23 protein-coding genes are annotated in these 24,560 nt (G+C 62.1%); 13 read left to right on the top strand and 10 right to left on the bottom strand.

The features are described 5' to 3' along the window. Positions 1-15: 15 nt before the first annotated feature. The 6 genes from YUO_RS0111355 to YUO_RS0111330 all read right to left on the bottom strand — a co-directional run bounded on the left by YUO_RS0111355 (position 16) and on the right by YUO_RS0111330 (position 4,414). On the bottom strand, positions 16-531 hold the full coding sequence (locus YUO_RS0111355) for a hypothetical protein (protein WP_028347359.1): 516 nt from the start codon (positions 529-531) through the stop codon (positions 16-18). A gap of 80 nt (positions 532-611) precedes the next feature. Then, positions 612-1,181, bottom strand: coding sequence for a NuoB/complex I 20 kDa subunit family protein (locus YUO_RS0111350; protein WP_028347358.1), 570 nt, complete (start codon positions 1,179-1,181; stop codon positions 612-614). A gap of 46 nt (positions 1,182-1,227) precedes the next feature. Beyond that, on the bottom strand, positions 1,228-1,554 hold the full coding sequence (locus YUO_RS43770) for an antibiotic biosynthesis monooxygenase family protein (RefSeq protein ID WP_051379382.1): 327 nt from the start codon (positions 1,552-1,554) through the stop codon (positions 1,228-1,230). A gap of 49 nt (positions 1,555-1,603) precedes the next feature. Beyond that, positions 1,604-2,794 carry an NADH-quinone oxidoreductase subunit D gene (locus tag YUO_RS0111340; protein ID WP_028347357.1) on the bottom strand — a complete coding sequence of 397 codons (1,191 nt, stop codon included), beginning with the start codon at positions 2,792-2,794 and terminating at the stop codon, positions 1,604-1,606. A gap of 414 nt (positions 2,795-3,208) precedes the next feature. Continuing rightward, positions 3,209-3,394, bottom strand: coding sequence for a hypothetical protein (locus YUO_RS0111335; protein ID WP_028347356.1), 186 nt, complete (start codon positions 3,392-3,394; stop codon positions 3,209-3,211). A gap of 117 nt (positions 3,395-3,511) precedes the next feature. Continuing rightward, complete coding sequence (locus YUO_RS0111330) at positions 3,512-4,414, bottom strand: LysR family transcriptional regulator (RefSeq protein ID WP_028347355.1); 903 nt, start codon at positions 4,412-4,414, stop codon at positions 3,512-3,514. Positions 4,415-4,601: 187 nt separating this feature from the next. Here YUO_RS0111330 and YUO_RS0111325 point away from each other — a divergent pair, with 187 nt between their 5' ends. Next, on the top strand, positions 4,602-5,426 hold the full coding sequence (locus tag YUO_RS0111325; RefSeq protein WP_035726639.1) for a 3-hydroxybutyrate dehydrogenase: 825 nt from the start codon (positions 4,602-4,604) through the stop codon (positions 5,424-5,426). A gap of 23 nt (positions 5,427-5,449) precedes the next feature. Beyond that, on the top strand, positions 5,450-6,613 hold the full coding sequence (locus tag YUO_RS0111320; protein ID WP_028347353.1) for a patatin-like phospholipase family protein: 1,164 nt from the start codon (positions 5,450-5,452) through the stop codon (positions 6,611-6,613). On the opposite strand, the gene glgA is transcribed toward YUO_RS0111320, so the two are convergent. Further along, on the bottom strand, positions 6,591-8,048 hold the full coding sequence (gene glgA, locus YUO_RS40490; RefSeq protein WP_051379381.1) for a glycogen synthase GlgA: 1,458 nt from the start codon (positions 8,046-8,048) through the stop codon (positions 6,591-6,593). The genes YUO_RS0111320 and glgA overlap by 23 nt on opposite strands. 199 nt (positions 8,049-8,247) lie before the next feature. Between glgA and YUO_RS0111310 the strand changes: the two genes are divergently transcribed. The 8 genes from YUO_RS0111310 (at position 8,248) to YUO_RS0111275 (ending at position 17,321) form a co-directional block, all read left to right on the top strand. Continuing rightward, positions 8,248-9,453, top strand: a complete 1,206-nt coding sequence (locus tag YUO_RS0111310; RefSeq protein WP_028347352.1) for a CaiB/BaiF CoA transferase family protein — start codon at positions 8,248-8,250, stop codon at positions 9,451-9,453. Positions 9,454-9,603: 150 nt separating this feature from the next. Next, a complete protein-coding gene (locus YUO_RS0111305) occupies positions 9,604-11,148 on the top strand; it encodes an ABC transporter substrate-binding protein (RefSeq protein ID WP_028347351.1) in 1,545 nt (514 codons plus the stop codon). A gap of 6 nt (positions 11,149-11,154) precedes the next feature. Further along, complete coding sequence (locus tag YUO_RS0111300) at positions 11,155-12,105, top strand: ABC transporter permease (RefSeq protein ID WP_028347350.1); 951 nt, start codon at positions 11,155-11,157, stop codon at positions 12,103-12,105. Further along, entirely contained in the window at positions 12,092-12,964 is an 873-nt protein-coding gene (locus YUO_RS0111295; RefSeq protein WP_028347349.1) for an ABC transporter permease, read from the top strand. The genes YUO_RS0111300 and YUO_RS0111295 overlap by 14 nt, the downstream gene beginning before the upstream one ends. Before the next feature lie 11 nt (positions 12,965-12,975). Further along, positions 12,976-13,956 carry an ABC transporter ATP-binding protein gene (locus tag YUO_RS0111290; protein ID WP_035726635.1) on the top strand — a complete coding sequence of 327 codons (981 nt, stop codon included), beginning with the start codon at positions 12,976-12,978 and terminating at the stop codon, positions 13,954-13,956. Further along, positions 13,953-14,933: an ABC transporter ATP-binding protein gene (locus YUO_RS0111285; RefSeq protein ID WP_028347347.1), complete on the top strand. Its 981-nt coding sequence runs from the start codon at positions 13,953-13,955 to the stop codon at positions 14,931-14,933. The genes YUO_RS0111290 and YUO_RS0111285 overlap by 4 nt, the downstream gene beginning before the upstream one ends. A gap of 118 nt (positions 14,934-15,051) precedes the next feature. Continuing rightward, complete coding sequence (locus YUO_RS0111280; RefSeq protein WP_028347346.1) at positions 15,052-16,122, top strand: alcohol dehydrogenase; 1,071 nt, start codon at positions 15,052-15,054, stop codon at positions 16,120-16,122. Between the two features lie 116 nt (positions 16,123-16,238). After that, positions 16,239-17,321 carry an isocitrate/isopropylmalate dehydrogenase family protein gene (locus YUO_RS0111275; RefSeq protein ID WP_028347345.1) on the top strand — a complete coding sequence of 361 codons (1,083 nt, stop codon included), beginning with the start codon at positions 16,239-16,241 and terminating at the stop codon, positions 17,319-17,321. A 158-nt stretch (positions 17,322-17,479) separates the two neighbouring features. Here YUO_RS0111275 and YUO_RS0111270 read toward each other — a convergent pair whose 3' ends face one another. Further along, positions 17,480-18,301 carry an enoyl-CoA hydratase gene (locus YUO_RS0111270; protein WP_028347344.1) on the bottom strand — a complete coding sequence of 274 codons (822 nt, stop codon included), beginning with the start codon at positions 18,299-18,301 and terminating at the stop codon, positions 17,480-17,482. Between the two features lie 409 nt (positions 18,302-18,710). Continuing rightward, positions 18,711-19,106: a helix-turn-helix domain-containing protein gene (locus tag YUO_RS0111260; protein ID WP_028347342.1), complete on the bottom strand. Its 396-nt coding sequence runs from the start codon at positions 19,104-19,106 to the stop codon at positions 18,711-18,713. A gap of 901 nt (positions 19,107-20,007) precedes the next feature. Between YUO_RS0111260 and YUO_RS0111255 the strand changes: the two genes are divergently transcribed. From YUO_RS0111255 to YUO_RS0111245, 3 genes are all read left to right on the top strand, one after another. Further along, on the top strand, positions 20,008-21,006 hold the full coding sequence (locus YUO_RS0111255) for a TRAP transporter substrate-binding protein (protein WP_028347341.1): 999 nt from the start codon (positions 20,008-20,010) through the stop codon (positions 21,004-21,006). 81 nt (positions 21,007-21,087) lie between these two features. Beyond that, positions 21,088-21,609 (top strand): TRAP transporter small permease, encoded by a 522-nt coding sequence (locus YUO_RS0111250; protein ID WP_028347340.1) that lies wholly within the window; start codon positions 21,088-21,090, stop codon positions 21,607-21,609. Then, on the top strand, positions 21,599-22,918 hold the full coding sequence (locus YUO_RS0111245) for a TRAP transporter large permease (RefSeq protein WP_028347339.1): 1,320 nt from the start codon (positions 21,599-21,601) through the stop codon (positions 22,916-22,918). The genes YUO_RS0111250 and YUO_RS0111245 overlap by 11 nt, the downstream gene beginning before the upstream one ends. On the opposite strand, the gene YUO_RS0111240 is transcribed toward YUO_RS0111245, so the two are convergent. Beyond that, positions 22,919-24,424, bottom strand: coding sequence for a sensor histidine kinase (locus YUO_RS0111240; protein WP_035726631.1), 1,506 nt, complete (start codon positions 24,422-24,424; stop codon positions 22,919-22,921). Positions 24,425-24,560: the final 136 nt, after the last annotated feature.

Here is a 24,560-nt window from a genome sequence, read left to right as displayed (position 1 = left end):
GCCCTTGCATTGCGCCTAGCGGGAGGAGCTTTTGCGCTTCGTTGCCTGGGCTTTGCGTATATTGCGGGTCCGCGCGCGCCGCATGGCCGGCGTCGGCTTGGTGCGTTCGGGTACGTTGGGCCGATCCGTCGCCTTGAAGCGGTCACCGGAAAGATGGCGCGGCGGTGCGCCGAGCGTTTTTAGGATCTTTCGCGCATCCGCGGTATCCGGCACCAGACGGGCGCCGACGCGATGGGCATGCTCCTTGCTGATCAGCCATTTCTGAGTATCCCAGGAACCGCTGACGCGCTTGCCGGCGACCCGTTCGATCCCGCCTGTCTTTCCCACATCCTGGGTCCGGAACGTCTTAAATTCGCGCCGCGGCCGCACTTCGATATGGAAGAAACCGCCGCTGCTGCGGGCTCCGGGCTTGGCGCGGCGGCGCCCCTCGGGCTGAGCCCTTGCATGGGCTTGCGCCGACATGCCGCGCCATGCCGTGCGCGCCTTGCGAATGCTCTTTTTCGCTGCGGCCTTTTGCTTTGCCGTTGCCATCGTGAACTCCTCACCGTTGGTTCCGACATATTGTCAGCACGAGGATTCTGGCAAGGTTCCCGTTTTCCGGGCGATCGACGTCAGCGTTCGATGGTGCCTGAACGCCGAATCTTCTTCTGCAACAGCATCACGCCGTACAGCAGCGCTTCGGCGGTCGGCGGGCAGCCCGGAACATAGATATCGACAGGCACGATGCGGTCGCAGCCACGCACGACCGAGTACGAATAGTGGTAATAGCCGCCGCCGTTGGCGCACGAACCCATCGAAATCACATACCGGGGTTCGGGCATCTGATCATAGACTTTGCGGAGCGCGGGAGCCATCTTGTTGCATAGAGTACCGGCGACGATCATTACATCCGACTGCCGTGGACTGGCGCGGGGGGCAAATCCAAACCGTTCGGCGTCGTAGCGGGGCATCGCCATCTGCATCATTTCGATCGCGCAGCAAGCGAGGCCAAATGTCATCCACATCAACGAACCGCTGCGAGCCCACGTGATCAGATCGTCGGCGGCGGCAACGAAGAAGCCCTTGTCGCTAAGCTCGCTGTTCAACCCCGCAAAAAAGTAGTCATCACCCACGGGGGTGCCGGTCCCCGGGTCCAACATTCCGCTTCCGGAGGGCGCGATCAATGGTCGGGAATGCTGCATTTGATTGTTCCCGCTTGGTCTGGTCAGGCTGCAACCGCGTCCGTGTTTACCGTCCACTGTCCATGACTTCGGAAACCTCATACAGATAGGGATCGATCTCGCTCGTTATTTCGTCGAAGTGACCCCACTCCTTGCGAAATTCCGGCGATTGATGGGCCGATCGCAGCAGGTCGCGATTCTGCCATTGCACGTAGTTGACGATGCGGCGTCCATCCAGACTGCGATGCAGGCTGATGGAGATGAAGCCCGGCTGACGCGCCATGAAGCGGGCGCGCTCGGTCATGACCGACAGCGCCTCGGCCTGCTTCTCGGGCTCTGACTCGACGATCGTGATCTGGGTAACGGGCTGTCTGTCGGTGCTGATCTGCGGCATGGCTGATCTCCCTGATTGTTACCTCGAAAGTTTTCGGTGCATTGGTAGCTCATCGATCGATCTCTCCGAACACGATATCCAGCGAGCCGATAATCGCCGAGACATCGGCAAGCAGGTGCCCGCGGGTCAGGAAATCCATCGCTTGCAGGTGCGCGAAAGAGGGCGCGCGAATCTTGCACCTGTAGGGCTGGTTGGTGCCATCGGAGACGAGATAGACGCCGAACTCGCCTTTGGGCGCTTCGACCGCGGCATAAACCTCGCCGGCGGGAACGTGGTGGCCTTCGGTGTATAGCTTGAAGTGCTCGATCATTGCCTCCATCGACCGTTTCATTTCACCACGCCGTGGCGGCGCGATCTTGTTGTCCACGATCATGACCGGTCCCTGTCCGTCGGCGCTGCGGAGCTTCTCGATGCATTGTTTCATGATGCGCACGGATTGGCGCATCTCCTCCATGCGTACCAGGTAGCGATCGTAACAGTCGCCATGCTTGCCAATGGGGATATCGAAATCGAATTCGGGGTAGCATTCGTAGGGCTGCGCTTTGCGTAGGTCCCAGGCGGCGCCGGAGCCCCGCACCATGACCCCTGAAAATCCCCAGGCCCAGGCGTCCGCGAGCTTGACGACGCCGATATCGATGTTGCGTTGCTTGAAAATGCGATTGTGGGTCAGCAGGCCTTCCAGATCGTCGCACACCTTCAGGAACGGATCGCAGAATGCCCAGATGTCGTCGAGCAGCTTGGGCGGCAGATCCTGATGCACCCCACCAACCCGGAAGTAATTTGCGTGCATGCGCGCGCCGGATGCGCGTTCGTAAAATACCATCAACTTCTCGCGCTCCTCGAATCCCCATAGCGGCGGGGTGAGCGCGCCAACATCCATTGCCTGCGTGGTGATGTTGAGCAGATGCGAGAGCAGGCGGCCGATCTCGCAGTAGAGCACCCGGATCAGTTGACCGCGCCTGGGAACGGTGATGCCAAGCAGCTTTTCGGTGGCCAGGCAAAACGCGTGTTCCTGGTTCATCGGCGCCACATAGTCGAGCCGATCGAAATACGGTAGCGCTTGTAGATAGGTCTTGTGCTCGATCAGCTTCTCCGTTCCGCGGTGAAGCAATCCGATATGCGGATCGACGCGTTCGACGACTTCACCGTCGAGTTCAAGCACAAGCCGCAGGACACCGTGCGCTGCCGGGTGCTGCGGCCCGAAGTTGATGGTGAAATTGCGAAGAGCAGCTTCAGCCATGGCGACCTCGCGTCAAACTATGGAAATTCCCCTAGCAGGATGCAGTTCCAGGCGATCAGCCGAGGGCGTCTGGATCAAGCTCCGCGCGCAGAGGGCTCGTTTATCTGCATAGTCAAAGGAGCAGACCGCTGCTGCTGGAACCGGTGGCAGGCCGAGCCGAGCAAGCCCTTCGTCCGGAGCGGAACCAGCGCAAAAAATCTCGAAGAGACCCGGAACGTGATCGCGCGTCGAAGGTTACGTAGCTAAGGAGCAAGTAATCTTCTTCATAGAAGATGAAATGCTCCGACGGCCCCGTCATTTTGCGATTTCAAATGGCGGGGTCGCTCTTTTTTATCGAGCAGATATTCACCCTACCGGGCAGGCATGCGCTACCGAGCAGGTATACGCCACCCTTCCCCCGGGCGGAGCACCGCATCAGCGGGGTGGTTGCATGCCTGGGGAAGTCAGCCAATTTCTGATTTCGACTGCCTTCCTCATTTGCAATGCCTTGCGTTTGGCGGCTTCCTTGTCATCGCCGGGCGGCAGCTTGTCCGCTGTCTCCTGTAAATCCTCGGCGATCTGCTCCCAATCTTTGCGGTTCGGGCGCGGATGAGATTTCATCGGTCCCTCCAACTCCCAGCCTCATCCCTATATGGTGCGGCCGTCCTGGATTTTAAGGGGATCCGTACTCAGCGCAAATGTGGCGGAAAGCGCGGGAACCGATCCAGCCGGGGCTTCTCAGGGAGTTCCACCCTTGTCAATGAGTTGCTGCCAATTGGTGCTGCGCAGCATCCGCATCACGGCGGATGCCACCGCAGTCCGTTCACGTCCGGCCACGCCGTAAAGATTTACCGTTCGCCGCGCATCCAGCCCCTCGACGCTGGCGCGCTTTAGCGTCGGCGGGATCGACGCTGTATCGGGCACCACGGCGACGCCGATATCGGCCTCCAACAGCTCGATCAGATCGCGCTCGGATGCGATCTCGTGGCTGCGATCGACGTTGAGGCCGTGCTCGCGAAGCGAAGAATTCACCCGCGCCGCATGTTCGCAGTAGTTCCGCGACAGCAATTGTTCGGCGCGAAGATCGCCGAAGTCGAGCTTATCGCGGTCTGCCAACGGATGCTTCCGGTTGATGACGAGCTGAAAGTTTTCGGTAAACAGCGGCCAGGTATCGAGCCGGTCCCATTCTTCGCTGATTTCGGCGGCAATGCCGAGTTCGGCTTCGCCCTTCTTCAGATATTCCGCGACTTCGCGGGCGTTGCCGCGCAAGAAGCGAAACTCTAGACGGTTGAACATCCGCTTGATCTGGTCGAGATGCGGAATCAACAGCGACAGATCGACCGAATGGGTCAGCGCGATCCGGAGCGCGCCGACTTCGCCGCTCTTGAAGGATGAGGCAAGTTCGCGCGCACCGGTCGCCGCCTCATAACATTGCTTGAGCAGCGGATGCATGCGCTGGCCGAGCTCGGTCAATTGCGCGGCCGGGCGTTCGCGGCGAAACAGATCGCCGCCGAGTTCGGCTTCGAGTTGCTTGATTGCCCGCGTCAGCGACGGCTGCGTGACGTTGCACTCGTCGGCGGCGCGCGTGAAGTTGAGCACGCGCGCGACCGCAAGGAAGTAGCGAACCTGATGCATCTCCATGGTCGTGCCCCGCTCTGTCTTGCAGGAAAGCTACCCGATGGCGCCCCCCGATGACTACCCAAACCGCCATAGCGCGGGCGTATGGTTTTGGAAGCCAAAGGGCATTTCCCTGAAGCCGCGACCGCGCGCAGATTGCGGCGGAAATGGTCTCGTTACGACGTTGACCAGCCACACGAAAGGGCAGTTCATGAATATTCAGCTCAAGACACAGGGCGCTTCGGCCTTGCGGCCACTGACAGGCAAGGTCTCGCTGGTCACGGGCTCGACCAGCGGCATCGGGCTCGGGATCGCCCGTGCGTTGGCCGGAGCCGGCTCGGCCGTGGTGCTGAACGGTTTCGGCCTCGCGGCCGAGATCGCCAAGACCCGCGATCAGCTTACCGCCGATTTCGGCGTCGAGGCCAGCTATTCCGCGGCCGATATGACGAGCCGGGAAGCAATCGCCGAGATGATCGCGACCACGGTCGCCAGTCACGGCCGGCTCGATATTCTGGTCAACAACGCCGGCATTCAACACGTCGCGCCGCTCGATCAGTTTCCGGTCGAGAAGTGGGACGCGATCCTGTCGATCAATTTGTCATCGGCATTTCACACCATACGGCTCGCATTGCCCGCGATGCGCCAGAACAAGTTCGGCCGCATCATCAACATCGCTTCCGCTCACGGCCTGGTCGCGTCCCCGTTCAAGGCGGCCTATGTCGCGGCAAAGCACGGTATCGTCGGCCTGACCAAGGTGGCGGCGCTGGAGACCGCGGAAGAGGGCATCACCTGCAACGCGATTTGCCCGGGTTACGTCTACACGCCACTGGTCGAGGCGCAGATCGACGGCCAGGCCAGGGCCCACGGCATTTCTCGCGAGCAGGTCATCCACGACGTGTTGCTGGCGCAGCAACCGAACAAGCGGTTTGCCTCTGTCGAAGAGCTCGGCGCGCTGACGGTGTTTCTTGCCAGCGACGCGGCGGCCTCGATCACCGGCATCGCGCTGCCGGTCGACGGCGGCTGGACCGCACACTAGAGCGACAATCCGAGGGAACTGACATGAAGGACGTTCAGGATATCGGTTCTTCGCCAAACTTGCGATCTCTGGCCAGGTCCGAGTCAGGTCAGATCGTCCTGGTGCTGCAGGGCGGCGGCGCACTTGGCTCTTATCAGGCCGGTGTCTATCAAGCGCTGCATGAGGCCGGAATCGAACCGGACTGGATCATCGGCACCTCGATCGGCGCGATCAATGCCGGCCTGATCGCCGGCAACGCGCCGCAGAACCGATTGTCGCGCCTTCGCGAGTTCTGGAAGAAGATGGAACAGAGTCCGGTCTGGACCTTTCGCGACATCTTTCCAGGTTTCAACGAAAAGCTCTCCTACTGGTCGACCGTGACCAACGGCATTCCCGGTTTCTTTCGGCCCAACCCGTTGGCCCATGCCGGCGACTCCTATCCGCTCGGCGCCGACAATGCCGGCTACTACTCGACCGCGCCGCTGGAGGGAACCTTGAGCGAGCTGGTCGATTTCAAGCTGGTCAATCAGTGCTCGCCACGCCTGACGGTCGGCGCCGCCCATGTCCGCACCAGCCAGATGCGCTATTTCGACAGCCGGGACTGCGAGCTTGGCATCAGGCACATCATGGCGTCGGGCGCGCTGCCGCCGGCATTCCCGGCGATCCGCATCGACGGCGAGCTTTACTGGGACGGTGGCATATTATCGAATACGCCGACGGAGGCTGTATTCGACGATAACCCGCGCAAGAACTCGTTGATCTTCGCCGTGCATCTTTGGAATCCGTCCGGCGCCGAGCCGACCACGATGGCGGAGGTGCTGAACCGGCACAAGGACGTGCAGTATTCAAGCCGGATCGCCAGCCACATCGCGCGACAGCAGCAGGCCCATCGCCTGCGCCACGTCATCAACCAGCTCGCCGCGCGCCTGCCGGAGGCCGAGCGCAACAGCGAGGCGGTGAGGGAACTGACGGGTTATGGCTGTCCGACCCGGATGCATGTCGTGCGGCTGCTGGCTCCGCAGCTCAGCCGGGAGGACCACACCAAGGACATCGATTTCAGTCCGTCCGGAATCATGCAGCGCTGGGATGCCGGTTACCGCCACACCAAAAACGTGCTCGGGCGCAAGCCGTGGGTCGGCGAGTTCGATCCGCTGTCCGGCGTCATCCTCCACGAGCAGATGGAAGTTATGCCGGAAGCGGCGGAGTAGCTGGGCGTAACGTGACGATCGAAGGCGCGACTGTCTTCTTGTAGAGCGCGTTGTAGCAGGCGGCCGAAAGATCCCAGCTAAACGATCGCGCCATTGCGTTGCGTCGCATCGTGTCGAGCCGATCCTTGGCGCGGAAGGCTTCGAACGCCCGCCGCACGCCGCCGAGAAACGACTCCGGCGACGGCTTCGAAAACAGGAATCCGGTTTCGCCGTCCTTGATGGTCTCCGCCAGCCCGCCGGTCTGGTGACCGATCGGCAGCGATCCGAACCGCTGCGCATACATCTGGCTTAGTCCGCACGGCTCGAACCGTGACGGCATCAGCGTGAAATCGCTGCCGGCAAACATCCGCCGCGCCTGTCCATCGTTGAAGCCGATGACGACACCGATCGCGTCCGGCCGGCGCAGATGTGCCTCGACCAGCGCCTTCTCGATGTGGGGCTCGCCGCTGCCGGTCACGACGATCTGGCCGCCGGCATCGATGATTTTGTCGGCGGCTGACAACACGAGGTCGACGCCCTTCTGGTGGACGAGGCGGGCGACAAGCGCAAAAATCGGCCCGCGTGACACCGCCAGGCCAAACTGCTTGCGAACGTAATCCGCGTTCGCCTGCTTGCCTGCCCAATCGCCGGCGCCAAAGGTCTGCGCCAATTGTGCGCAGGCGCGCGGATCCCAGCTTTCATCGATGCCGTTCAGGATGCCGGTCAGTTGGTCGGCGTCCGAGCGGCGCTTCAGCAGGCCTTCGAGCCCGCAGCCGAGCTCGCGCGTCGTGATCTCCTTTGCGTAGGTCGCGCTGACGGTGGTCAGATGCGAGGCATAGACGAGGCCGCCTTTCAGGAACGACACGTGATCGTAGAATTCGAGCCCGTCGATGTGGAAGGAGCTCTCGGGCGCCCCGATGCGGCGCAGCGAGTCCGCGGGAAACAGTCCCTGATAGGCGAGGTTGTGAATGGTCAGGATCGAAGGAACTTTTGCGCCCTTCCAGGCCAGGTAGGCCGGCGTCAATGCAGCCTGCCAGTCATTGGCGTGAACCAGGTCCGCTGCCCAATTCTTGTCCACCTTGCCCAAGGCAATTTCGGCGGCGGCTGACGCAAACCGCCCGAAGCGGATGTCGTTGTCGGGCCAGTCGCGGCCGGATTCATCGCCATAGGGGTTGCCGGGCCGGTCATATAATTGCGGGCAGAGCAGGACGTAGACCGGCAGGCCGTCCTTGGTCGCTGCCCGCCCGACCGAGCAGGCCGGCATCTCCGCCAGCGCGTCACATTGTCCAACAATATCAACGTGGGTGAGTTGCTCGACGACGTCCCGATAGCCGGGCAGCATGACCCTGACGTCGCTTCGTCGGCGAAGCGCCCGGGGCAGGGCGGCGGACACGGCGGCAAGCCCGCCCACCCGGACGAAATCATCCATTTCCGTAGTGATGAATAAGACTCTCAAAGGAATGCCCTCTACCAGCCTCTGATGAGAGGAAATGCAAGAAAGGGTCCAGTTACTCTAAGGGTCCAGTCTACTGGCGATAATGCCGGGCCCTAGCTATCGGTTCCTAATGCGAAAGGCTTTCCCTGCCGCGGCGGCGCCCTTTAGGGTCACGCCGCGCCAACAACAAGTGCCGTTAGGCCCAAGGAGCTACACGAGAATGACGATAGCCGGTAACGAGCAGAGGAATATGACAGGCAGCTTCGCAGGCCTACGCGTCCTCGATTTCTCAACCACGATTGCCGGGCCTCACTGCACGCGCATGCTAGCCGATATGGGCGCCGAGGTCATCAAGATTGAAACCGAGGAAGGCGAGACGATGCGGACCCGTCCGCCGGTGCGGAATAATTGTTCGACCGCCTTCGGTCAGCTCAATGTCGGCAAGAACAGTCTGGTGCTCGACCTGAAATCACCCAGGGGCGTCGAGGCCGTTCGCCGATTGACCGCGACTGCAGACGTGCTGGTGGAGAATTTTCGCCCCGGCGTGATGCGGCGATTGAAGCTCGATTATGCCTCCCTGCACGGCCTCAATCCGAAACTGGTCTATTGCTCGATTTCCGGATATGGCCAGACCGGGCCATCGGCGGAGCTGCCGGCCTATGCGCCGGTGATTCACGCGGCATCAGGCTATGAGATGGCGCATCTGGCCTACCAGCCGGGACGAAGCCGGCCAGACTATTGCGGCATCTATCACGCTGACGTACTCACCGGAGTCTACGCATTCGGCGCGATCTCGGCGGCGCTGTATCAGCGCACGGCAACCGGGCAGGGCCAGCATATCGACGTCTCGATGCTGGAATCCATGCTGAGCCTGACGTTGAACGAACTGCAATGGTCGCAATTCGAGGTGAAGCCGACGCAACGGCCAATGTTCGGCCCGATCGAGACCACGGACGGCTATGTGATGATGGCGATCGCCAGCGAGAAAACCTTCCAGAGCCTGATGCAGGTGATCGGTCATCCGGAATGGGTGAGCGATCCGCGTTTTGCGAAATATTCCGACCGCCGGGAAAACTGGACGAGCCTGATGGAAGGCGTGGAGGCATGGTCGCGCACCGTGACGACCGAGCAGTGCCTTGCCGCGCTCAATGAGTACGGCGTGCCTTCGTCGGCCTATCGCACGGTCGCCGAGGCGCTGCGCGATCCGCAGATCGCCCATCGCGGTGCGTTGGCCGAGGTCGAGGACGGCGGCGGCACTTTCAAGGTCCTCAATCTGCCGTTCCGCATGTCGGGCGCCAACGTGTCGGCGGCGAAGCGCATGTCGACGCTCGGCGAGCACACGCGTGCCTACCTGAAGGAGACCGGTCTGTCAGAGGACGAGATCGCATCCTTCGCCGGCAAAGCGCAGGTGTCTGCGAGCGTCTGACGGCGCGCGTCGCGACGCAAGGGTGTCGATGCTGCGGCTTTTCATCTGCGGCTTGCAAACGCCCTTGCCCGCGACGGCGTTTCCAGACAATCTCCGATAGACATCGACGATCCGGAATACCGGACGAACGACATATCGGAGGGAACATCCATGAAAGCGGCGATCCGTTCGAGCGCGCTCGCGCGAATATTTCTTGTGGCGGGATTTGCTGTGGCGTTGTCGGCAGTGCCCGCCAGCGCGCAGAAGCCGGGCGGAAGCATTACCGTCGGTCTCGAGCTTGATATCCCCGGTTTCGATGTGCTGAAGGTCGGCGTTTACGACACGGCAGCACTCACCGCGTCATCCGCGCTCTTCGATACGCTCACCACTCTCGATGCGAACGGCAAGCCGCAGCCGAAGCTGGCACTGTCCTGGGAGCCCTCCGAGGACTTCAAGATGTGGACCTTCAAGCTGCGTCCTGGCGTCAAGTTCCACGATGGCACGCCGTTCAACGCCGAAGCGTTCAAAGCGAATTTCGACCGGCAGAAAGATCCCGCCAACAAGTGCCGCTGCGCCTTCTATATCTCCAACGTCAACAACGTTCAGGCGCCGGACGAGCTGACGTTGGTCTTTAACCTCAACGACCCCTCGGTGAATTTCCCCTCACTATTGATTTCTTACGCGAACCAGAACGGCGCGATTCACTCGCCGACTGCCTGGAAGACCAAGGGCGAGGACTATAACCGCAATCCGGTCGGCACCGGCCCCTATATTCTGAAATCCTGGACGGCCGGTGATCGCATGATCCTGGAGAAGAACCCGGATTATTGGGACAAGGACAAGGTCTATTTCGACCGCATCACGCTGAAGCCGTTGCCCGACGCGCAGTCGCGCTTTGCGAGCCTGCAATCGGGCGAGGTCGACCTGATCTGGGACGACGAATATTCCGCCGATAACATCCAGAGGGCGCAAAAGGACTCCAAACTAACCGTGCACACCTATGCCGGTTCGGGTGCAGCGGTTTACGCCATGAACACCAAGACGCCGCCGTTCGACGACGTGCGCGTGCGCCAGGCGCTGGTAATGGCGCTTGACCGCAAGAAGATGTCGCAGGCCATTACCAATGGTCTCGCTCGACCTGCCAGCAACCCCTACGGCGACGGCTCCTGGGTCAAGTGCAAGGACGACGGTGCGCTTCCCGAAGACCTTGAGAAAGCCAAGGCGCTGATCAAGGACTACGGCAAGCCCGTCGAGTTCAAGATGCTCGTCACGGCGACGCCCCGCGGACGCACCGTAGGCCAGGTGCTGCAACAGTTGTGGAAGCGGGCCGGCGCCAATATGGAAATCGAGCAGGTCGATCAGGCGACCATTCCGCCGCGCGCCTTCATGCGCCAGTTCCAGATGACGCCGTGGCGGATCGTCGATTTCGCCGATCCTGACATCCAGATGTATGCCAATTTCCACACCGGCAGCCCGGTCGCGCTGGCCAACTATTCGAATCCGGAACTCGATAAATTGCTCGAGGAAGCGCGGGTCACCGCCGACCAGAACAAGCGCGTCGATCTCTATTGCGGGATCACCCGGCTGATCAACAAGGAGGCGATCTGGTTCTGGACCTTCCAGAACACCTACTACGCAATCTCGAGCACGAAAGTTAAGGGCTTGCCCAAGATGTACAGCGGGGTGATCGACGTATCGCGTGCCTGGAAGGAATAACCGTCGATGACGTTTTTCGTCGCGCGCCGGCTGTTGTATTTGTTGCCGGTGCTGATTGCGGTTTCGCTGCTCACCTTCTCCATCGCGTCGCTGCTGCCGGGCGATCTCGCGTACACCATCCTCGGTGACCAGGCGACGCCGGAGAACGTGGCGGCGTTGCGGCACGACATGGGACTGGATCAGCCGATCTGGTGGCGTTACCTGAGCTGGCTCGGCAATGTGCTGCAGGGCGATTTCGGCCGTTCGTTCCGCACCGGACAGACAGTGTTGCAGGCGGTCGCCGAGCGGCTGCCGGTCTCGATCGAACTGATGTTGTTGGCACAGCTCGGCGCGCTCGGAATCGGCGTTCCCCTGGCGATCATCTGCGCGGCGCGGAGCGGTGGACCGTTCGACCGCTTCATGACCGGCACTGCTTTCGGCATGTTGTCGGTACCGACCTTCCTGTCGGCGATCCTGTTGATCTATTTCTTCGCGGTCGAACTGCGCTGGTTGCCGGCGACCGGCTACGTGCCTTTTGCCGAAGATCCCGCCGCAAACCTGCGCTTCATGGTGCTGCCGGCGCTGACGCTGGCGCTCGCCGAATGGCCAAGCATCATGCGTGTGCTGCGATCCGACATGATTGCGACCCTGCAGGAAGACTATATCTCACTGGCCAAGGCCAAGGGTCTGAAGACCTCGCGCATTCTGTTTGTGCACGCGCTGAAGCCGTCGTCCCTCACGCTGGTCACGATCACGGGCATCAATATCGGGCGATTGATCGGCGGTGCTGTCATCGTCGAGACGATCTTTGCGCTTCCGGGTATCGGCCGCCTGCTTATCGGCGCAATCCTCACGCGCGACCTCATCATCCTGCAGGGAGTCGTGCTGCTGGTCGGCGCCGGCTTCGTGATCATGAACTTCATCGTCGACATGCTCTACGCCGTTCTCGATCCCAGGATCCGCCATGGCCACGCTTGAGCTCGAAGTTGCCGAGGAGGCCGTAACCCAGCCCGTGCATAAGGGCCGGCGGCTTGGAATGCTGTTCTGGACGGCAATCGGCTGGTTGATCTTCGTGTTCGCGGTGGCGATTTTCGCGACCGTTCTGCCGCTGCCGAGCCCGACCGACATGGACATGCTGGAGCGGCGCGCACCGTTTTCGGCGGAGCATTGGCTCGGCACCGACGGGCTCGGCCGCGACGAACTCTCGCGGCTCATCTATGGTGCGCGGATATCGCTGGTTGTCGGAGTGTGCGCGCCGGTGATCGGGCTCGTCATCGGCGGCGCGCTCGGCATGCTCGCCGGATATTTCCGCGGCCGGTTCGAATCGATGGTGGTCGGCAGCATGGATGTGCTGCTGGCGTTTCCGCCTTTGATCCTGGCGCTGGCCGTGACGGCCTATCTTGGGCAGTCGATTTTTAATCTGACCCTCATTCTCGGTTTGCTCAGCGTTCCCGCCTTCATGCGGGTGGCACGGGCCGCGACGCTGACGCTGGCGCGGCGTGAGTTCGTGATTGCGGCCCAGGCGTTGGGGGCGACGCATGCGCGGATCCTGCTGCGCGAATTGTTGCCCAATGTCATGTTGCCGCTCTTGGCTTTCTTCCTGCTCGGTGTTGCCGTCATCATCGTGGTCGAGGGCTCGCTGTCATTCCTCGGGCTAGGCGTGCCGCCGCCGATCTCGAGCTGGGGCAGCATGATCGGGGAGGGGCGCGAGAGCCTCGATGTGGCCCCGCGGCTCGCGTTCCTGCCGGCGGCGGCGATGTTCCTCACTGTGCTTTCCTTCAATCTGGTCGGCGATACGCTGCGTGCGCTGACCGATCCACGACAGGGCGCGTTGTGAACGGGAATTACTTGCTTTCTGTCGAAGATGTCGTCGTCGATCTTCCGACCCCGCGCGGCAATCTGCGCGCGGTGGATCATGTCGACCTCACCGTCGGCGCCGGGCGCACGCTCGGTATCGTCGGCGAATCCGGCTGCGGCAAGACCATGCTGTCGCGGGCGGTCCTGCAATTGCTGCCGAAAAAGGCAAAGCTCTCCGGCCGCGTGATGTTCGACGGGCAGGACCTGCTGCAGCTTCCGCCGGAGAAACTGCGTAAGCTGCGCGGCCGGTCGCTGGCGGTGGTATTTCAGGATCCGATGACCTCGCTCAACCCGGTGCTCACGATCGGGACCCAGTTGATCGAGACATTGCAGGAGCACCTCGAACTGGACGACGCCGCCGCCACCAGACGCAGCGTCGAGCTGCTCGCGGCGGTCGGAATCCCGGCGCCGGAGCAGCGGCTGGCGCAGTATCCGCATCAGCTCTCCGGCGGGATGCGGCAGCGCGTTGCGATAGCGATCGCGCTGTCGTGCGAACCAAAGCTCCTGATCGCCGACGAGCCGACCACCGCGCTCGACGTCACGATCCAGGCGCAGATCCTCGATCTCTTGGCGAGGGAGCAGCGCCGCCGCCACATGGCGATGATCATCATTACCCACGATCTCGGCGTCGTCGCCGGCCGTACCGACGAAGTTGCGGTGATGTATGCCGGCCGCGTGGTGGAGCGCGCGCCGACGCCTGCCTTGTTCAAGAAGATGCGGATGCCCTATACCGAGGCCCTTCTGGCGGCGCTCCCCAAACTCGACGCCGCGCCTCACACGCCGCTGCCGGCGATATCGGGGCGTCCGCCAGATCCGACGCGGCCGCTAAAGGGCTGTTCGTTCTCGCCGCGCTGCCGCTATGCGGTGGCCCGCTGCCAGGACGAGAAACCGGCGCTCGAGGCGGCAGAGACGAAGGCCCATCAGTTCGCCTGCTTCCACCCGATAGAAGCCCACGCGGATGCCAACGCATGATGCCGCAATCCCCTCCATCGATTTCGTCTCACGCGTTGCTCGAAGTCGACAATCTCGTGGTCGAATATCCTGTCGGTTCCAGGGTCGTTCACGCCGTGTCCGGCGTCTCCTTGCAGATCGCCCGCGGCGAAACGCTGGGTCTGGTCGGCGAATCCGGGTGCGGGAAATCGACGCTCGGCCGCGCCGTCCTGCAACTGCGCCGCCCAACCGGCGGGCGTGTGCTGTTCGATGGCCACGATCTCACGACGATGCAAGGCGATGCCTTGCGGCTGATGCGCCGGCGCGTGCAGTTGATTTTCCAGGATCCGATCGCCTCGCTCAATCCGCGCCGCAAGATCGGCGATATCGTCGCCGAGCCGCTGGTGATCGCGGGTGTGAAGGATCCGGACAAGCGCAAGCAGCTTGTCCACGAGGTGCTGAGCGCGGTCGGGCTTGACCCGACGCTCGTCGTCGGACGGCTGCCGCATGAATTTTCTGGCGGCCAGTGCCAGCGCATCTGCATCGCGCGCGCGCTCATTCTCAATCCCGAGTTCATCGTATGCGACGAGCCGGTCTCCGCGCTCGATGTATCGATACGCGCCCAGATACTCAATCTGCTCGAGGAGATGAAGGCCCGGTTCGGGCTGACGTTGCTGTTCATTGCGCACGATCTCGCGGTGGTGAAAGCCGTGAGCGACCGCGTCGCGGTGATGTATCTGGGGCGTCTGTGCGAGGTTGGTCCCTCCGAGCAGCTCTTCGCCCGGCCGGCGCATCCCTATACCGCGCTCCTGATCGAGGCCATCCCGATGCCAGACCCGGATGTGCGCCCCGCCGAGACCGTACCCGTGGGGGAGCCGCCGTCGCCGATCGCGCCGCCGTCCGGCTGCCGGTTTCGCACCCGCTGTCCCCGCGCGGATCAACGATGCAGCGACGAGGTGCCGGAACTGCGCGCTGTGGCGCCGGGCCAGTTCGTGGCTTGCCATCACCCGCTGATCTGAATACCCGGGGAGCGCCGCCCGCGTTTGTCTCGATGGGACGGACGTGGCAATGTTCGTTCTCAAGAAGTATCTAGCGCCCAAGAAATGGTTCAAGAACAAGAATGACGGGAGAGAAGCGATGAAGAGTTTTCAGGTCGCTGAGTTCAACGCACCGCTGAAAGAGGTGGATCAGGAGACGCCGCAGCCCACGGGTACGCAGGTGCTGATCAAGGTGAAGGCCGCCGGCGTCTGCCATAGCGATCTCCACATTTGGGAAGGCGGTTACGATCTCGGCCATGGCCGCAAGCCGCTGTCGCTGAAGGACCGCGGCGTGTCGCTGCCGCGCACGATGGGCCACGAGACGGTCGGCGAGGTCGTGGCGTTCGGTCCCGACGTTACCGCTGCCGACAAAGGCGATCTCAAGGTCGGCGACGTCGCGCTGGTCTATCCCTGGCTCGGCTGCGGCAAATGCCCTACCTGCGTCGGCGGCGACGAGAACATGTGCATCGTCAAGCCAAACTCGCTCGGTGTATATTGCGACGGCGGCTATGCCGACCACATGACGGTGCCGAATCCGAAATATCTGTTGAACCTGAAGGGGCTCGACCCCGTCACCGCGGCGCCCTATGCCTGCTCCGGCGTCACCACCTATAGCGCGCTGAAGAAGGTCGAATTCGCCTTCAACTCGCCGATCGTGATCTTCGGCGCCGGCGGCCTCGGCCTGATGGCGCTGTCGCTGCTAAAGGCGATGGGCGGCAAGGGCGCCATCGTTGTCGACATCGATGCGCGCAAGCGCGAAGCGGCCGAGGCCGCCGGTGCGCTTGCAACCGTCGACGGCAAGGCGCCGGACGCGCTGGAGCAGCTCGCGAAGAAGGCCGGCGAACCCATTCGCGCCGTGATCGACCTCGTCGGCAACGCGCAGACCACGCAGCTTGGATTCGACTGCCTCACCAAGGGCGGCAAGCTCGTCATCGTCGGCCTGTTCGGCGGCGGCGCGACCTTTGCTTTGCCGCTGATCCCGATCAAGGCGATCACGATCCAGGGCAGCTATGTCGGCAATTTGCGCGAGACCAAGGAATTGCTCGAACTTGTTCGAAACAAGATGATCGCGCCGATTCCGGTGACGACGCTGCCGCTCGCGAAAGCCAACGAAGCGCTCGCCGATTTGCAGAAGGGCAAACTGGTCGGCCGCGCGGTGCTGACGCCTTAAGGCACGCTATTGCCGCCGTCATTCCGGGATGGTCCGAAGGACCAGACCCGGAATCTCGAGGTTCCGGGTTCGATGCTTCGCATCGCCCCGGAATGACAACTCAGTTGAGGAACCCCATGTCCGCGAATAACGCTCTCCACATCGCCGTGCTCGGCGGCGATGGCATCGGCCCTGAAGTGATGGCGCCGGCGCTGGAAGTCCTGCGCAAGATCGAGGCGACGAGCGAGCTGAATTTTCGCTTCACTGAGGCACCGGCAGGCGCCAACAATTATCTCGCGACCGGAAAATCCATGCCCGACAGCACCGTGCGGCTGTGCGAAGAGGCGGACGCTATCCTGCTCGGCGCCTGCGGCCTGCCGTCGGTGCGCTACCCCGACAACACCGAGATCGCGCCGCAGATCGAACTGCGCTTCCATTTCGATCTCTATGCCGGTGTGCGCCCGGCGCGGCTGATCCCGGGCGTACCGAGCCCGATCGTCGGCGCCGATCAGCGCGGCATCGACCTCGTGCTCATCCGGGAATCGACCGAAGGCCTGTTCGCTTCGATGGGCAAGGGCGTCGTCACGGACGCGGAGGCGCGCGAGACGCTCGTCATCACCCGCAAGACCTCGGAGCGGCTGTTCGAATTTTCGTTCCGCCTCGCCGAACGCCGCAAGGCGCGCGGGAAGGCAAATGGCGGCCTGACGTGCGTCGACAAGGCAAACGTATTCAGGGCGTTCGCGTTCTTTCGCGAGATGTTTGATGAGGCGGCCAGGCGCCATCCCGGCGTGAAGTCCGACCGGCTCTATGTCGATGCCTGCTCGCTGATGATGGTGAAGCGTCCCTGGGATTTCGATGTCATGGTGACCGAGAACATGTTCGGCGACATTCTCTCCGACCTCGCCGCCGGCCTGATCGGTGGGCTAGGAATGGCGCCCTCGGCCGATATCGGCGACCGCTACGCCGTCTTCCAGCCGTGCCACGGCACCGCGCCTGACATCATGGGGCAGGGCAAGGCCAATCCTACCGCGATGATCTTGTCGGCCGCGATGATGCTGGACTGGCTCGCCGACAAGCACGGGCTGGAAAGCGCCGCGGAGGCCGGTGAACGCATCGAGCGCGCGGTCGACAAGGCCTATGCGGGAGGAATCAAGCCGATGGAGTTCGGCGGCAATAACGGCACGGCGGATATCACGAAGGCGGTGCTGGCTGCGTTGTAAAAGGCGGCCCCACGGTCATTGCGAGGAGCCAACGGGTCGCGCATGCGCGCCCGATGACAGGCTCAGCGACGAAGCAATCCATTTATCCCCGAGCGGAGAAGTGGATTGCTTCGCTTCGCTCGCAATGACGGATTTCGCTCATTTGCCCTTTGTGAGCGTCACTTCCCCTTGAACTGCGGCTTGCGCTTTTCCATGAAAGCCGTTCGGCCCTCGCGGAAATCCTCGCTATCCATGCAGGCCCGGCCGATTGCCCTGATCGCCTCCATGTCGCGCTGGCTTTCGTCCTTCAGCACCTCGGCGATGGTGATCTTGGCGGCCTTGATGGCGAGCGGCGCGTTGCCGGAGATGGTGCGCGCGATCTCCATGGTGGCGTCCCACAATTCCGCATCCGGCAGCACGCGGTCGATCAGTCCGATCCGCAACGCTTCCGCAGCCTCGATCCGCATGCCCGTGTACATGATGAGCCGAGCCCAGGATGGGCCGACCAGCGAGACCAGGTGGCGCAGGCCGTCATAGCCATAGGCGATGCCGAGCTTGGCGGCTGGAATGCCGAACTGGCTGTTGTCGGAGGCGATACGGATGTCCGTGAGCATCGCGACCTGCATGCCGCCGCCGAGGCAGAAGCCGCGGATGCAGGCAATCGTCGGCTTGGGGTAACTTGCGAGCAGCGCGCGTTGCGCCTCGCTCCGCTTGGAATATTCTTCCGACGCCGCCGCATTATGGCGGGTCTTTTCGAACTGGCTGATGTCGGCTCCCGAGACGAAGGCCTTGTGGCCGGCGCCGACCAGGATCACGACGCGCACGTCGGCGTCGTCGCGCAGCTCGGTCAGCGCGTGGCCCAGGCCTTCCCACATTTCGAGCGACATCGCATTGCGCTTGTCGGGATTGTTGAAGGTGATGACGCCGACGCCATCGCTGACGCTTTGCAGGATCTTGCCGTCGGCACGGGATATTTCGGCAGTTTTGGCGATGTCGAGCATCGGTTGCGGCTTTCACGCGTGAGGCTTGGTCTATTCTCGGACAAGCGTCGCGCCGAGGTCAATTACCGCCTTTGCACGTGCGACCAGCAGAGGGCGCGGGGCAATGGTGAGGTCGTCAGGTGAGGTCGTGAGGGCAGGAGCGGGCTCACGCGCATTGCGTGTGAGGGAATATCGGCGTGACGGTGATGCAGTCGCTGTTAATGGTCGAACCGGCGGTAGTCGTCGGAGACCTGCCGCGTCGGCTTTTCGCTGCCGTGCGTCCGGACTTCGCCATCCCCATCCTGATGGCGTCGCAGGGGTATATAGTCCCGGCCAGCTCAAGATTTGGCCCAGCGCAGCAACAGGCTACCCGGCGATTTCTCGCGCGAATGATCGGGTCCGCGGTGCTGCGATCCAGGCGCGATAATGCCTAGCCCTCGTTGGCGGCGATCGATTCCATCAAAGACACCAACTGACGCTGTACAGTCTGGTCCTTGATCTTGCTGTAGGCACGAAGCAGCCTCAGGCTGAACGCGCTGTCCAGGAAGAGCAGGCTCTCGACTTCCCGCGCCTTGCCGTCGCCGTCGTAGAAGAACGTCACCGGCACGTCGAGCGCGGTAGCGATCTGCTGAAGACGAGCAGCGCCGACACGATTGACGCCCTTCTCGTACTTCTGAACCTGCTGGAAGCTGACGCCGAGCTTGTCGCCAAGCTCCGCTTGCGAGATTTTTTGTTCCACACGCCGCAGGCGAATCCGCTTGCCCAATTCGATATCGGGTTTGCCGGCGCTGCGTTGTTTCATCTTTTTCGCTGCTGATCTGTTCATTCTGGTTTTACCGTCCTTCAATCGGGAAACCCTGGCAAAAGTAGGTCAGGGGTTCATCCATATGTACCGCGTTAAAGTCAGTCCGGTCCGTGAGTTGGTATAGGGAACCACGGAATTCCTGAGATTGCGGGATGGCAGCCAAGCGCCTTAGCGTATTGGGAGCATCCTGATACCGGCGCCGCCAACTACCTAAAGCTGTCGGCGCCCGGGGCGTATTGGCAAAACCCCGCCCATTACATTTGGCAAAATATTCGACAAACCACAACCACCGCGAGTTCAATGGCCACAGATTTTGGCCCGCATGCTTACTGTGTCCCGATCAGGACCGGATTTCTACGGGGTTGCGGGCCGATCGTGCAGCCGCCCGCAGCGCATCGGTGGTTGTTGCTAAGAGTTTCCGCGGACACTGATGCCTGACAAAATACAGCAGAGTTCAGCTCCGCTTTCGGATCAGTCGTTCTGGGAAATAGGGCAACCCGCGTGCTCACCGCGCTATCGGAATCCTGCAAATGGATCTGGCGCAGCGTCGTTCGAACGGGAACGCGCTTGCACGCGGGACAGGCCGGATCCGACATCGCGCAATATTTGCGGCGTGTCGGTTGCACCGTGCCGGCGGCATCCCACGGATCGATCGATGTCGCGCAGCGACGCACATGCCGAAGCCGTCTCGGGGCGCGCTTACGGCTGTTGGCGCCGGGGGACGCAAGGCTCGGCTCGAGCCGGGATTTGCCCAAAGTGATTGCAATCACCGGCTTGGCCGTCTGCGGCTTATTGGCCTGGGGTACTACTTAAATTGGCTTCCACAGCCGCACCGTTTTGCATACGTTTTGCGGTAGTGGCCGCGTCGTCGGCCAGGCCAAAGTCCCGCTTACAAGGGACGGGCGTTACTGGGGAGGAAGCTATGAAACGAAGAACCCTACTTGCGGGCCTTGGTGCGACGGCTGCTGCCGGCGTCCTGGGCATGCCATCGATCGTCAGGGCACAGGCGCCCGTTACCCTCAACGGGGCGGTGCAGTTCAACGACGATCACGCCTTCACCAAGGCGCTGACCAGGTTCGAAGAGCTGGTGAAGAAGTACTACGGCAAGCCAGTCAACTTCACGCTGCACAAGAACTCGTCGCTCGGTCTCGAGAAGCAGTATTTCGAGTACATGTCGCAGGGCAAGGCGGTCGATTACGGCATCGTCTCGCCGGCCCACATGTCGACCTTCGCCAAGGCGGCTCCCTTCATCGATGCACCCTTTGTGTTCAAGGGCATCGAGCACATGAATAAGGTGGTCGAAAAGAATATTCTGGCACCTGTGGCCGACGAAATCGCTGTTAAGGCGGAGGTCGTCCTGATCGGCTATGCGGGCGGCGGCATTCGCAACATCTTCGCCAACAAGCCGCTCAAGAACCTTGCCGATCTCAAAGGCCTCAAGGTGCGCGTGCAGGGCGCTCCGATCTGGTCGAAGACGTTTGCAGCCGTTGGCATGAGCCCGACGGTGATCGCCTACAACGAGGTCTACAACGCCATCCAGAACGGCGTGATCTCGGCGGGCGAAAACGAGGCGGCCGGCGTTGAGGCGATGAAGTTCTACGAAGTCGCCCCGCACCTCAGTCTGACTCAGCACGCGGTATCGATCCGGCCGATCTGCTTCTCGGTGAAGACGTTGAAGACTCTGCCGAAGGACTTGCAGGACGCGATCATGAAGGCCGGCAAGGAAGCCGGCGATTATGGCCGTCAGCTCGAGTCGAGCGAGGAGGTCGTCAAGCTCGATACGCTGGAAAAGGCCGGCAAGCTCAAGCGCGTTCCGTTCGAAGAGCGCGACGCCATGAAGAAGCTCGCCGATCCCGTGATGGCCACCTATGCCAAGGAAATCGGCGCCGAGGCCATCTTTGAGAAGATCAACGTCGCCTGATAATTGTCGCGCCAAGCGACAGGAAATGGGGCAAGCCATGCGGCTTGCCCCATTCCGTGATCGGTACCCCCCGGAGCCATGATGACTGAAATATCGATGCCGCCGAACCCGTCGCTATGGCGACGAGCGACGGCGGCCTACGCGAAATTACTCGAAATCCTGCTCGCGGCATGTGTCGGCATTCTGGTCGTTCCGGTCACCCTGCAGGTCATCTCGCGCTACACGCCGTTCATTCCGTCCTACATCTGGACCGAGGAGATGGCGCGTTTCCTGTTCATCTGGACCATCATGATCGGCGCCATGGTCGGGATCAGGGAGGCGCAGCATTTCGAGGTCGACATCTGGCCCACCCTGTCGCGGCGGGCGGAAGCCGCGGTGCGGATCGTCGCGCGCCTCGGCGTGCTGGCGATGGCGCTGGTATTCGTGTGGGCTGGCCTGGAATTTACGCGGTTCGCCTGGAACCGAACGTCGGAACTGGCCGATCTACCGCTCTGGATGATTCATGTCGCATGGCCCGCGGCGGGTGTGACGTGGATCGTCTTTGCCGGCGAACAGATCATCGACGAATTGAAAATTCTGGTCGGGGCGAGCGATGAACGGTAATGTACTTTCCGCCGGAGAGGCTGCACTGGTGCTGTTTGGCGTTTTCGTTGGCCTGCTCATCGTGCGCGTGCCGGTGGCGTTTGCGCTGGGTCTTGCCTGCGTACCGATCCTGGTGATCGAGCCCCGCCTGTCGATGATGTCGCTCGCGCAGGAAACCTTCAACGCCTACAACTCGTTCATCCTGCTCGCCGTGCCTTTCTTCCTCTTGACCGCCAACCTGATGGGCATCGGCGGCATCACCGACCGCCTGGTGGCGTTGTCGCGCTCGATGGTCGGGCATTGGCCGGGCTCGCTGGCGCAGATCAACGTCGTGCTGTCGGTGTTCTTTGCCGGCATTTCCGGCTCTTCCACTGCGGATGCCGCAAGCCAGTCAAAGATCTTCATCGATGCCCAGACCAAGGAAGGTTACGACCTCTCGTTCTCGATCGCCATCACGGCGGTAACAGCGGTGCTTGCCGTCATCATCCCGCCCTCGATCCTGATGATCGTCTGGGGCGGACTGATCTCGACCTCGATCGCAGCTATGTATCTGGCCGGCATCGTCCCCGGCCTGTTGATCGCGGGCGCCCAGATGGCGACCGTGCATGTCTACGCGGTACGCCGCGGCTATCCGACCTACCCGAAATCGACTTGGACCGACATCGGCTACGCCATCTGGCGATCGATACCGGCGCTGATGACGCCGTTCATCATCGTCGGCGGCATCCTGCTCGGATGGTTCACCGCCACCGAATCCGCCTGCGTCGCCGTGCTCTATTCCGTGGTGCTGTCGGCGTTCTTTTACCGCGAAACCGGCCCGCGCGAACTCTATAAGGCGCTGCTCGATACCGGGCGCCTGGCAGGCGTCGCGCTGTTCTGCATCGGCACCGCGAGCGCGTTCGGCTGGCTGCTGGCCTACTACAAGATACCGCAGGAGCTCTTGGCCAACGTTTCGACCTGGGGTATGGGCGCGGTCGCGGCCGGCTTCTTCATCGCGTTCTGCTTCCTGGTCGTAGGCTGTTTTCTCGACGCCATTCCGGCGATCGTGATTGTCGGCACCGTGCTGGAACCCTTAGCGAAGTCGGTCGACCTGCACCCCGTTCAGTTTGCGATCATCTCGATCGTGTCGCTGGCGTTCGGACTGGTGACGCCGCCCTATGGTCTGTGCCTGATGATCGCCTGCTCGATCGCGGGCGTACGGCTGCGCTACGCGCTGAAAGACACGTTGATCATGCTGATACCGATGCTGCTGGTATTGGTCGCCGTCATTGTCTGGCCGAGCGTCTCGTTGTTCCTGCCGCGCCTGATCGTGCCAGAGATGCTTAAATAGCTATTCTTCGCTGTCGAGCGCGCAGCTTACGGTGTAGACAACACCGCGCGGTAGAAAGTCGACGGTTGCTTCGCCGCCGAGCTGGTCGCGTGCGCTGCGCTCGATCAGGCGCGAGCCGAAGCCGCGCTGCACCGGTGCCGTGACGGGCGGGCCGCCTGCCTCGGTCCAGATCAACCGCAACTTGCGCCCGTCGCTTTCTTCGAGGATTTCCCAATCCACCGCGACGGTCCCGGTGTCGTTCGATAGCGCACCGTATTTAGCGGCATTGGTTGCGATCTCGTGCACGATCATCGACAGCACAACGGCAAGCCGCGGCGACAGTGGGACCTGCGGTCCGAACATCCGCACCCGCTCCGCATTGTTGAGCAGGTAGGGCTGCAGCACCCGCGCAATCACTTCCCGCAGCTCCGCGCCTTGCCACTTCTCCTGGCTGAGCAAGTTATGCGCCTCCGCCAGCGCGCCGAGCCTTCCCTCGAACTTCTCGCGCTCCGCCCGGCTCGCGCTGCGGAAGGTCTGGGTGGCGATCGACTGCAGGACCGCGAGCGTATTCTTGACGCGATGGTTGAGCTCCTCGATCAGGAGATTGTGGAGCATCTCGCCGCGGGCGATCTGGGTTGCCATCCGCACCGCGAAGGCGAGCCCGACCATTAGCAGCACGGCGCCCATTACGCTCGTGATCGCGAGGTTGCGCCAGAGCGGCGCGACCAGCGAGCTTTCGGCAACGCCGGCGGCAACGGTCCAGCCGGTAAGCGAGGATCGGGTAAAGCTCGTAATCAGCCGCACGCCCTCGAGCGATACCGTCGGCAGGGTGGCTTCCGGGTTGTTGAACATCTCCGTATAGAGCGAGGGCGATGCACGCTTACCGACAGTATCCTGTGGGTTAGGCACGCGCGCGAAATTGGTGCCTTCGCCGTCGAAGATCGAGATCGTCCAGTCCTTGCTCGGCCGCTGCTGCTCGACCATCGCCTGGAAAATCTCGATCGGTGGACTGAAGGAAATGTCGTAGAGTACTTCGCCATCGACGATGACGGGCACTTCGACCGTTACGATCAGCCGCTTCTTCACCGACCCATAGAACAGGTTGGAATAGACCGGCTTCTTTTCCGCGAACACCCTTTCGACCAACGGAAGATTGTTGCGGGACGGCAGGTTGGCCGTATCAGGCGTGAGAGAAGAGAACACCTGGCGGCCTTCGCGGTCCGCCACCAGCACGACGCCGCCTTCGCCATATTGGTCAAGAAAACCTTGGCAGATGCGGCGGAAACCCTCGAAATCCCCGTCGCGCACTGCGTTTGTCAGTGACAACACCTGGAGTGCGCCGGTGATCCGCTGCATCTCCGAGTCGAGCACGAGGCGAATGCTGCGAACCGTTTCAAGGACCCGTTGCGTCGCGTTCTGGCGGTCTTGTTTATAATGGTTGAAAACGATGCCGGCCGCGAAAACAATCAACGGCAGCGTGGTTCCCGCGACCAGAAGGACAAGACGCACTGGCAGTGAAAGTTTCAACGCAAGCCCCGGATCGGCGCCCAATCGGGGCAAGCATAGGAGAAGCCGCCGAACTTCGCCAAGAATAATAAGAGGATAAGGTAAGATATTCAGCCGACTGGAGAAGCGGCCGGGTTCCGCCGTGTGGCCCGGCCGC

The sequence above is a fragment of the Bradyrhizobium murdochi genome (genome assembly GCF_000472965.1).
GTDB classification, from domain to species: domain Bacteria; phylum Pseudomonadota; class Alphaproteobacteria; order Rhizobiales; family Xanthobacteraceae; genus Bradyrhizobium; species Bradyrhizobium murdochi.
Note: the sequence above shows the minus strand (reverse complement) of the source record. Positions and strands in the feature narration are given on the sequence as shown.

What these genes read in the sequence shown, in the direction of transcription:
- YUO_RS43770 (WP_051379382.1), bottom strand. Translation starts at nt 1,554, where the DNA reads ATGCCGCAGATCAGCACCGACAGACAGCCCGTTACCCAGATCACGATC.
- YUO_RS0111270 (WP_028347344.1), bottom strand. Translation starts at nt 18,301, where the DNA reads ATGCTCGACATCGCCAAAACTGCCGAAATATCCCGTGCCGACGGCAAG.
- YUO_RS0111350 (WP_028347358.1), bottom strand. Translation starts at nt 1,181, where the DNA reads ATGCAGCATTCCCGACCATTGATCGCGCCCTCCGGAAGCGGAATGTTG.
- YUO_RS0111285 (WP_028347347.1), top strand. Translation starts at nt 13,953, where the DNA reads ATGATGCCGCAATCCCCTCCATCGATTTCGTCTCACGCGTTGCTCGAA.
- YUO_RS0111280 (WP_028347346.1), top strand. Translation starts at nt 15,052, where the DNA reads ATGAAGAGTTTTCAGGTCGCTGAGTTCAACGCACCGCTGAAAGAGGTG.
- YUO_RS0111245 (WP_028347339.1), top strand. Translation starts at nt 21,599, where the DNA reads ATGAACGGTAATGTACTTTCCGCCGGAGAGGCTGCACTGGTGCTGTTT.
- YUO_RS0111325 (WP_035726639.1), top strand. Translation starts at nt 4,602, where the DNA reads ATGAATATTCAGCTCAAGACACAGGGCGCTTCGGCCTTGCGGCCACTG.
- YUO_RS0111295 (WP_028347349.1), top strand. Translation starts at nt 12,092, where the DNA reads ATGGCCACGCTTGAGCTCGAAGTTGCCGAGGAGGCCGTAACCCAGCCC.
- YUO_RS0111300 (WP_028347350.1), top strand. Translation starts at nt 11,155, where the DNA reads ATGACGTTTTTCGTCGCGCGCCGGCTGTTGTATTTGTTGCCGGTGCTG.
- YUO_RS0111275 (WP_028347345.1), top strand. Translation starts at nt 16,239, where the DNA reads ATGTCCGCGAATAACGCTCTCCACATCGCCGTGCTCGGCGGCGATGGC.
- YUO_RS0111305 (WP_028347351.1), top strand. Translation starts at nt 9,604, where the DNA reads ATGAAAGCGGCGATCCGTTCGAGCGCGCTCGCGCGAATATTTCTTGTG.
- YUO_RS0111260 (WP_028347342.1), bottom strand. Translation starts at nt 19,106, where the DNA reads ATGAACAGATCAGCAGCGAAAAAGATGAAACAACGCAGCGCCGGCAAA.
- YUO_RS0111255 (WP_028347341.1), top strand. Translation starts at nt 20,008, where the DNA reads ATGAAACGAAGAACCCTACTTGCGGGCCTTGGTGCGACGGCTGCTGCC.
- YUO_RS0111340 (WP_028347357.1), bottom strand. Translation starts at nt 2,794, where the DNA reads ATGGCTGAAGCTGCTCTTCGCAATTTCACCATCAACTTCGGGCCGCAG.
- YUO_RS0111335 (WP_028347356.1), bottom strand. Translation starts at nt 3,394, where the DNA reads ATGAAATCTCATCCGCGCCCGAACCGCAAAGATTGGGAGCAGATCGCC.
- YUO_RS0111330 (WP_028347355.1), bottom strand. Translation starts at nt 4,414, where the DNA reads ATGGAGATGCATCAGGTTCGCTACTTCCTTGCGGTCGCGCGCGTGCTC.
- YUO_RS0111355 (WP_028347359.1), bottom strand. Translation starts at nt 531, where the DNA reads ATGGCAACGGCAAAGCAAAAGGCCGCAGCGAAAAAGAGCATTCGCAAG.
- YUO_RS0111320 (WP_028347353.1), top strand. Translation starts at nt 5,450, where the DNA reads ATGAAGGACGTTCAGGATATCGGTTCTTCGCCAAACTTGCGATCTCTG.
- YUO_RS0111310 (WP_028347352.1), top strand. Translation starts at nt 8,248, where the DNA reads ATGACGATAGCCGGTAACGAGCAGAGGAATATGACAGGCAGCTTCGCA.
- YUO_RS0111250 (WP_028347340.1), top strand. Translation starts at nt 21,088, where the DNA reads ATGACTGAAATATCGATGCCGCCGAACCCGTCGCTATGGCGACGAGCG.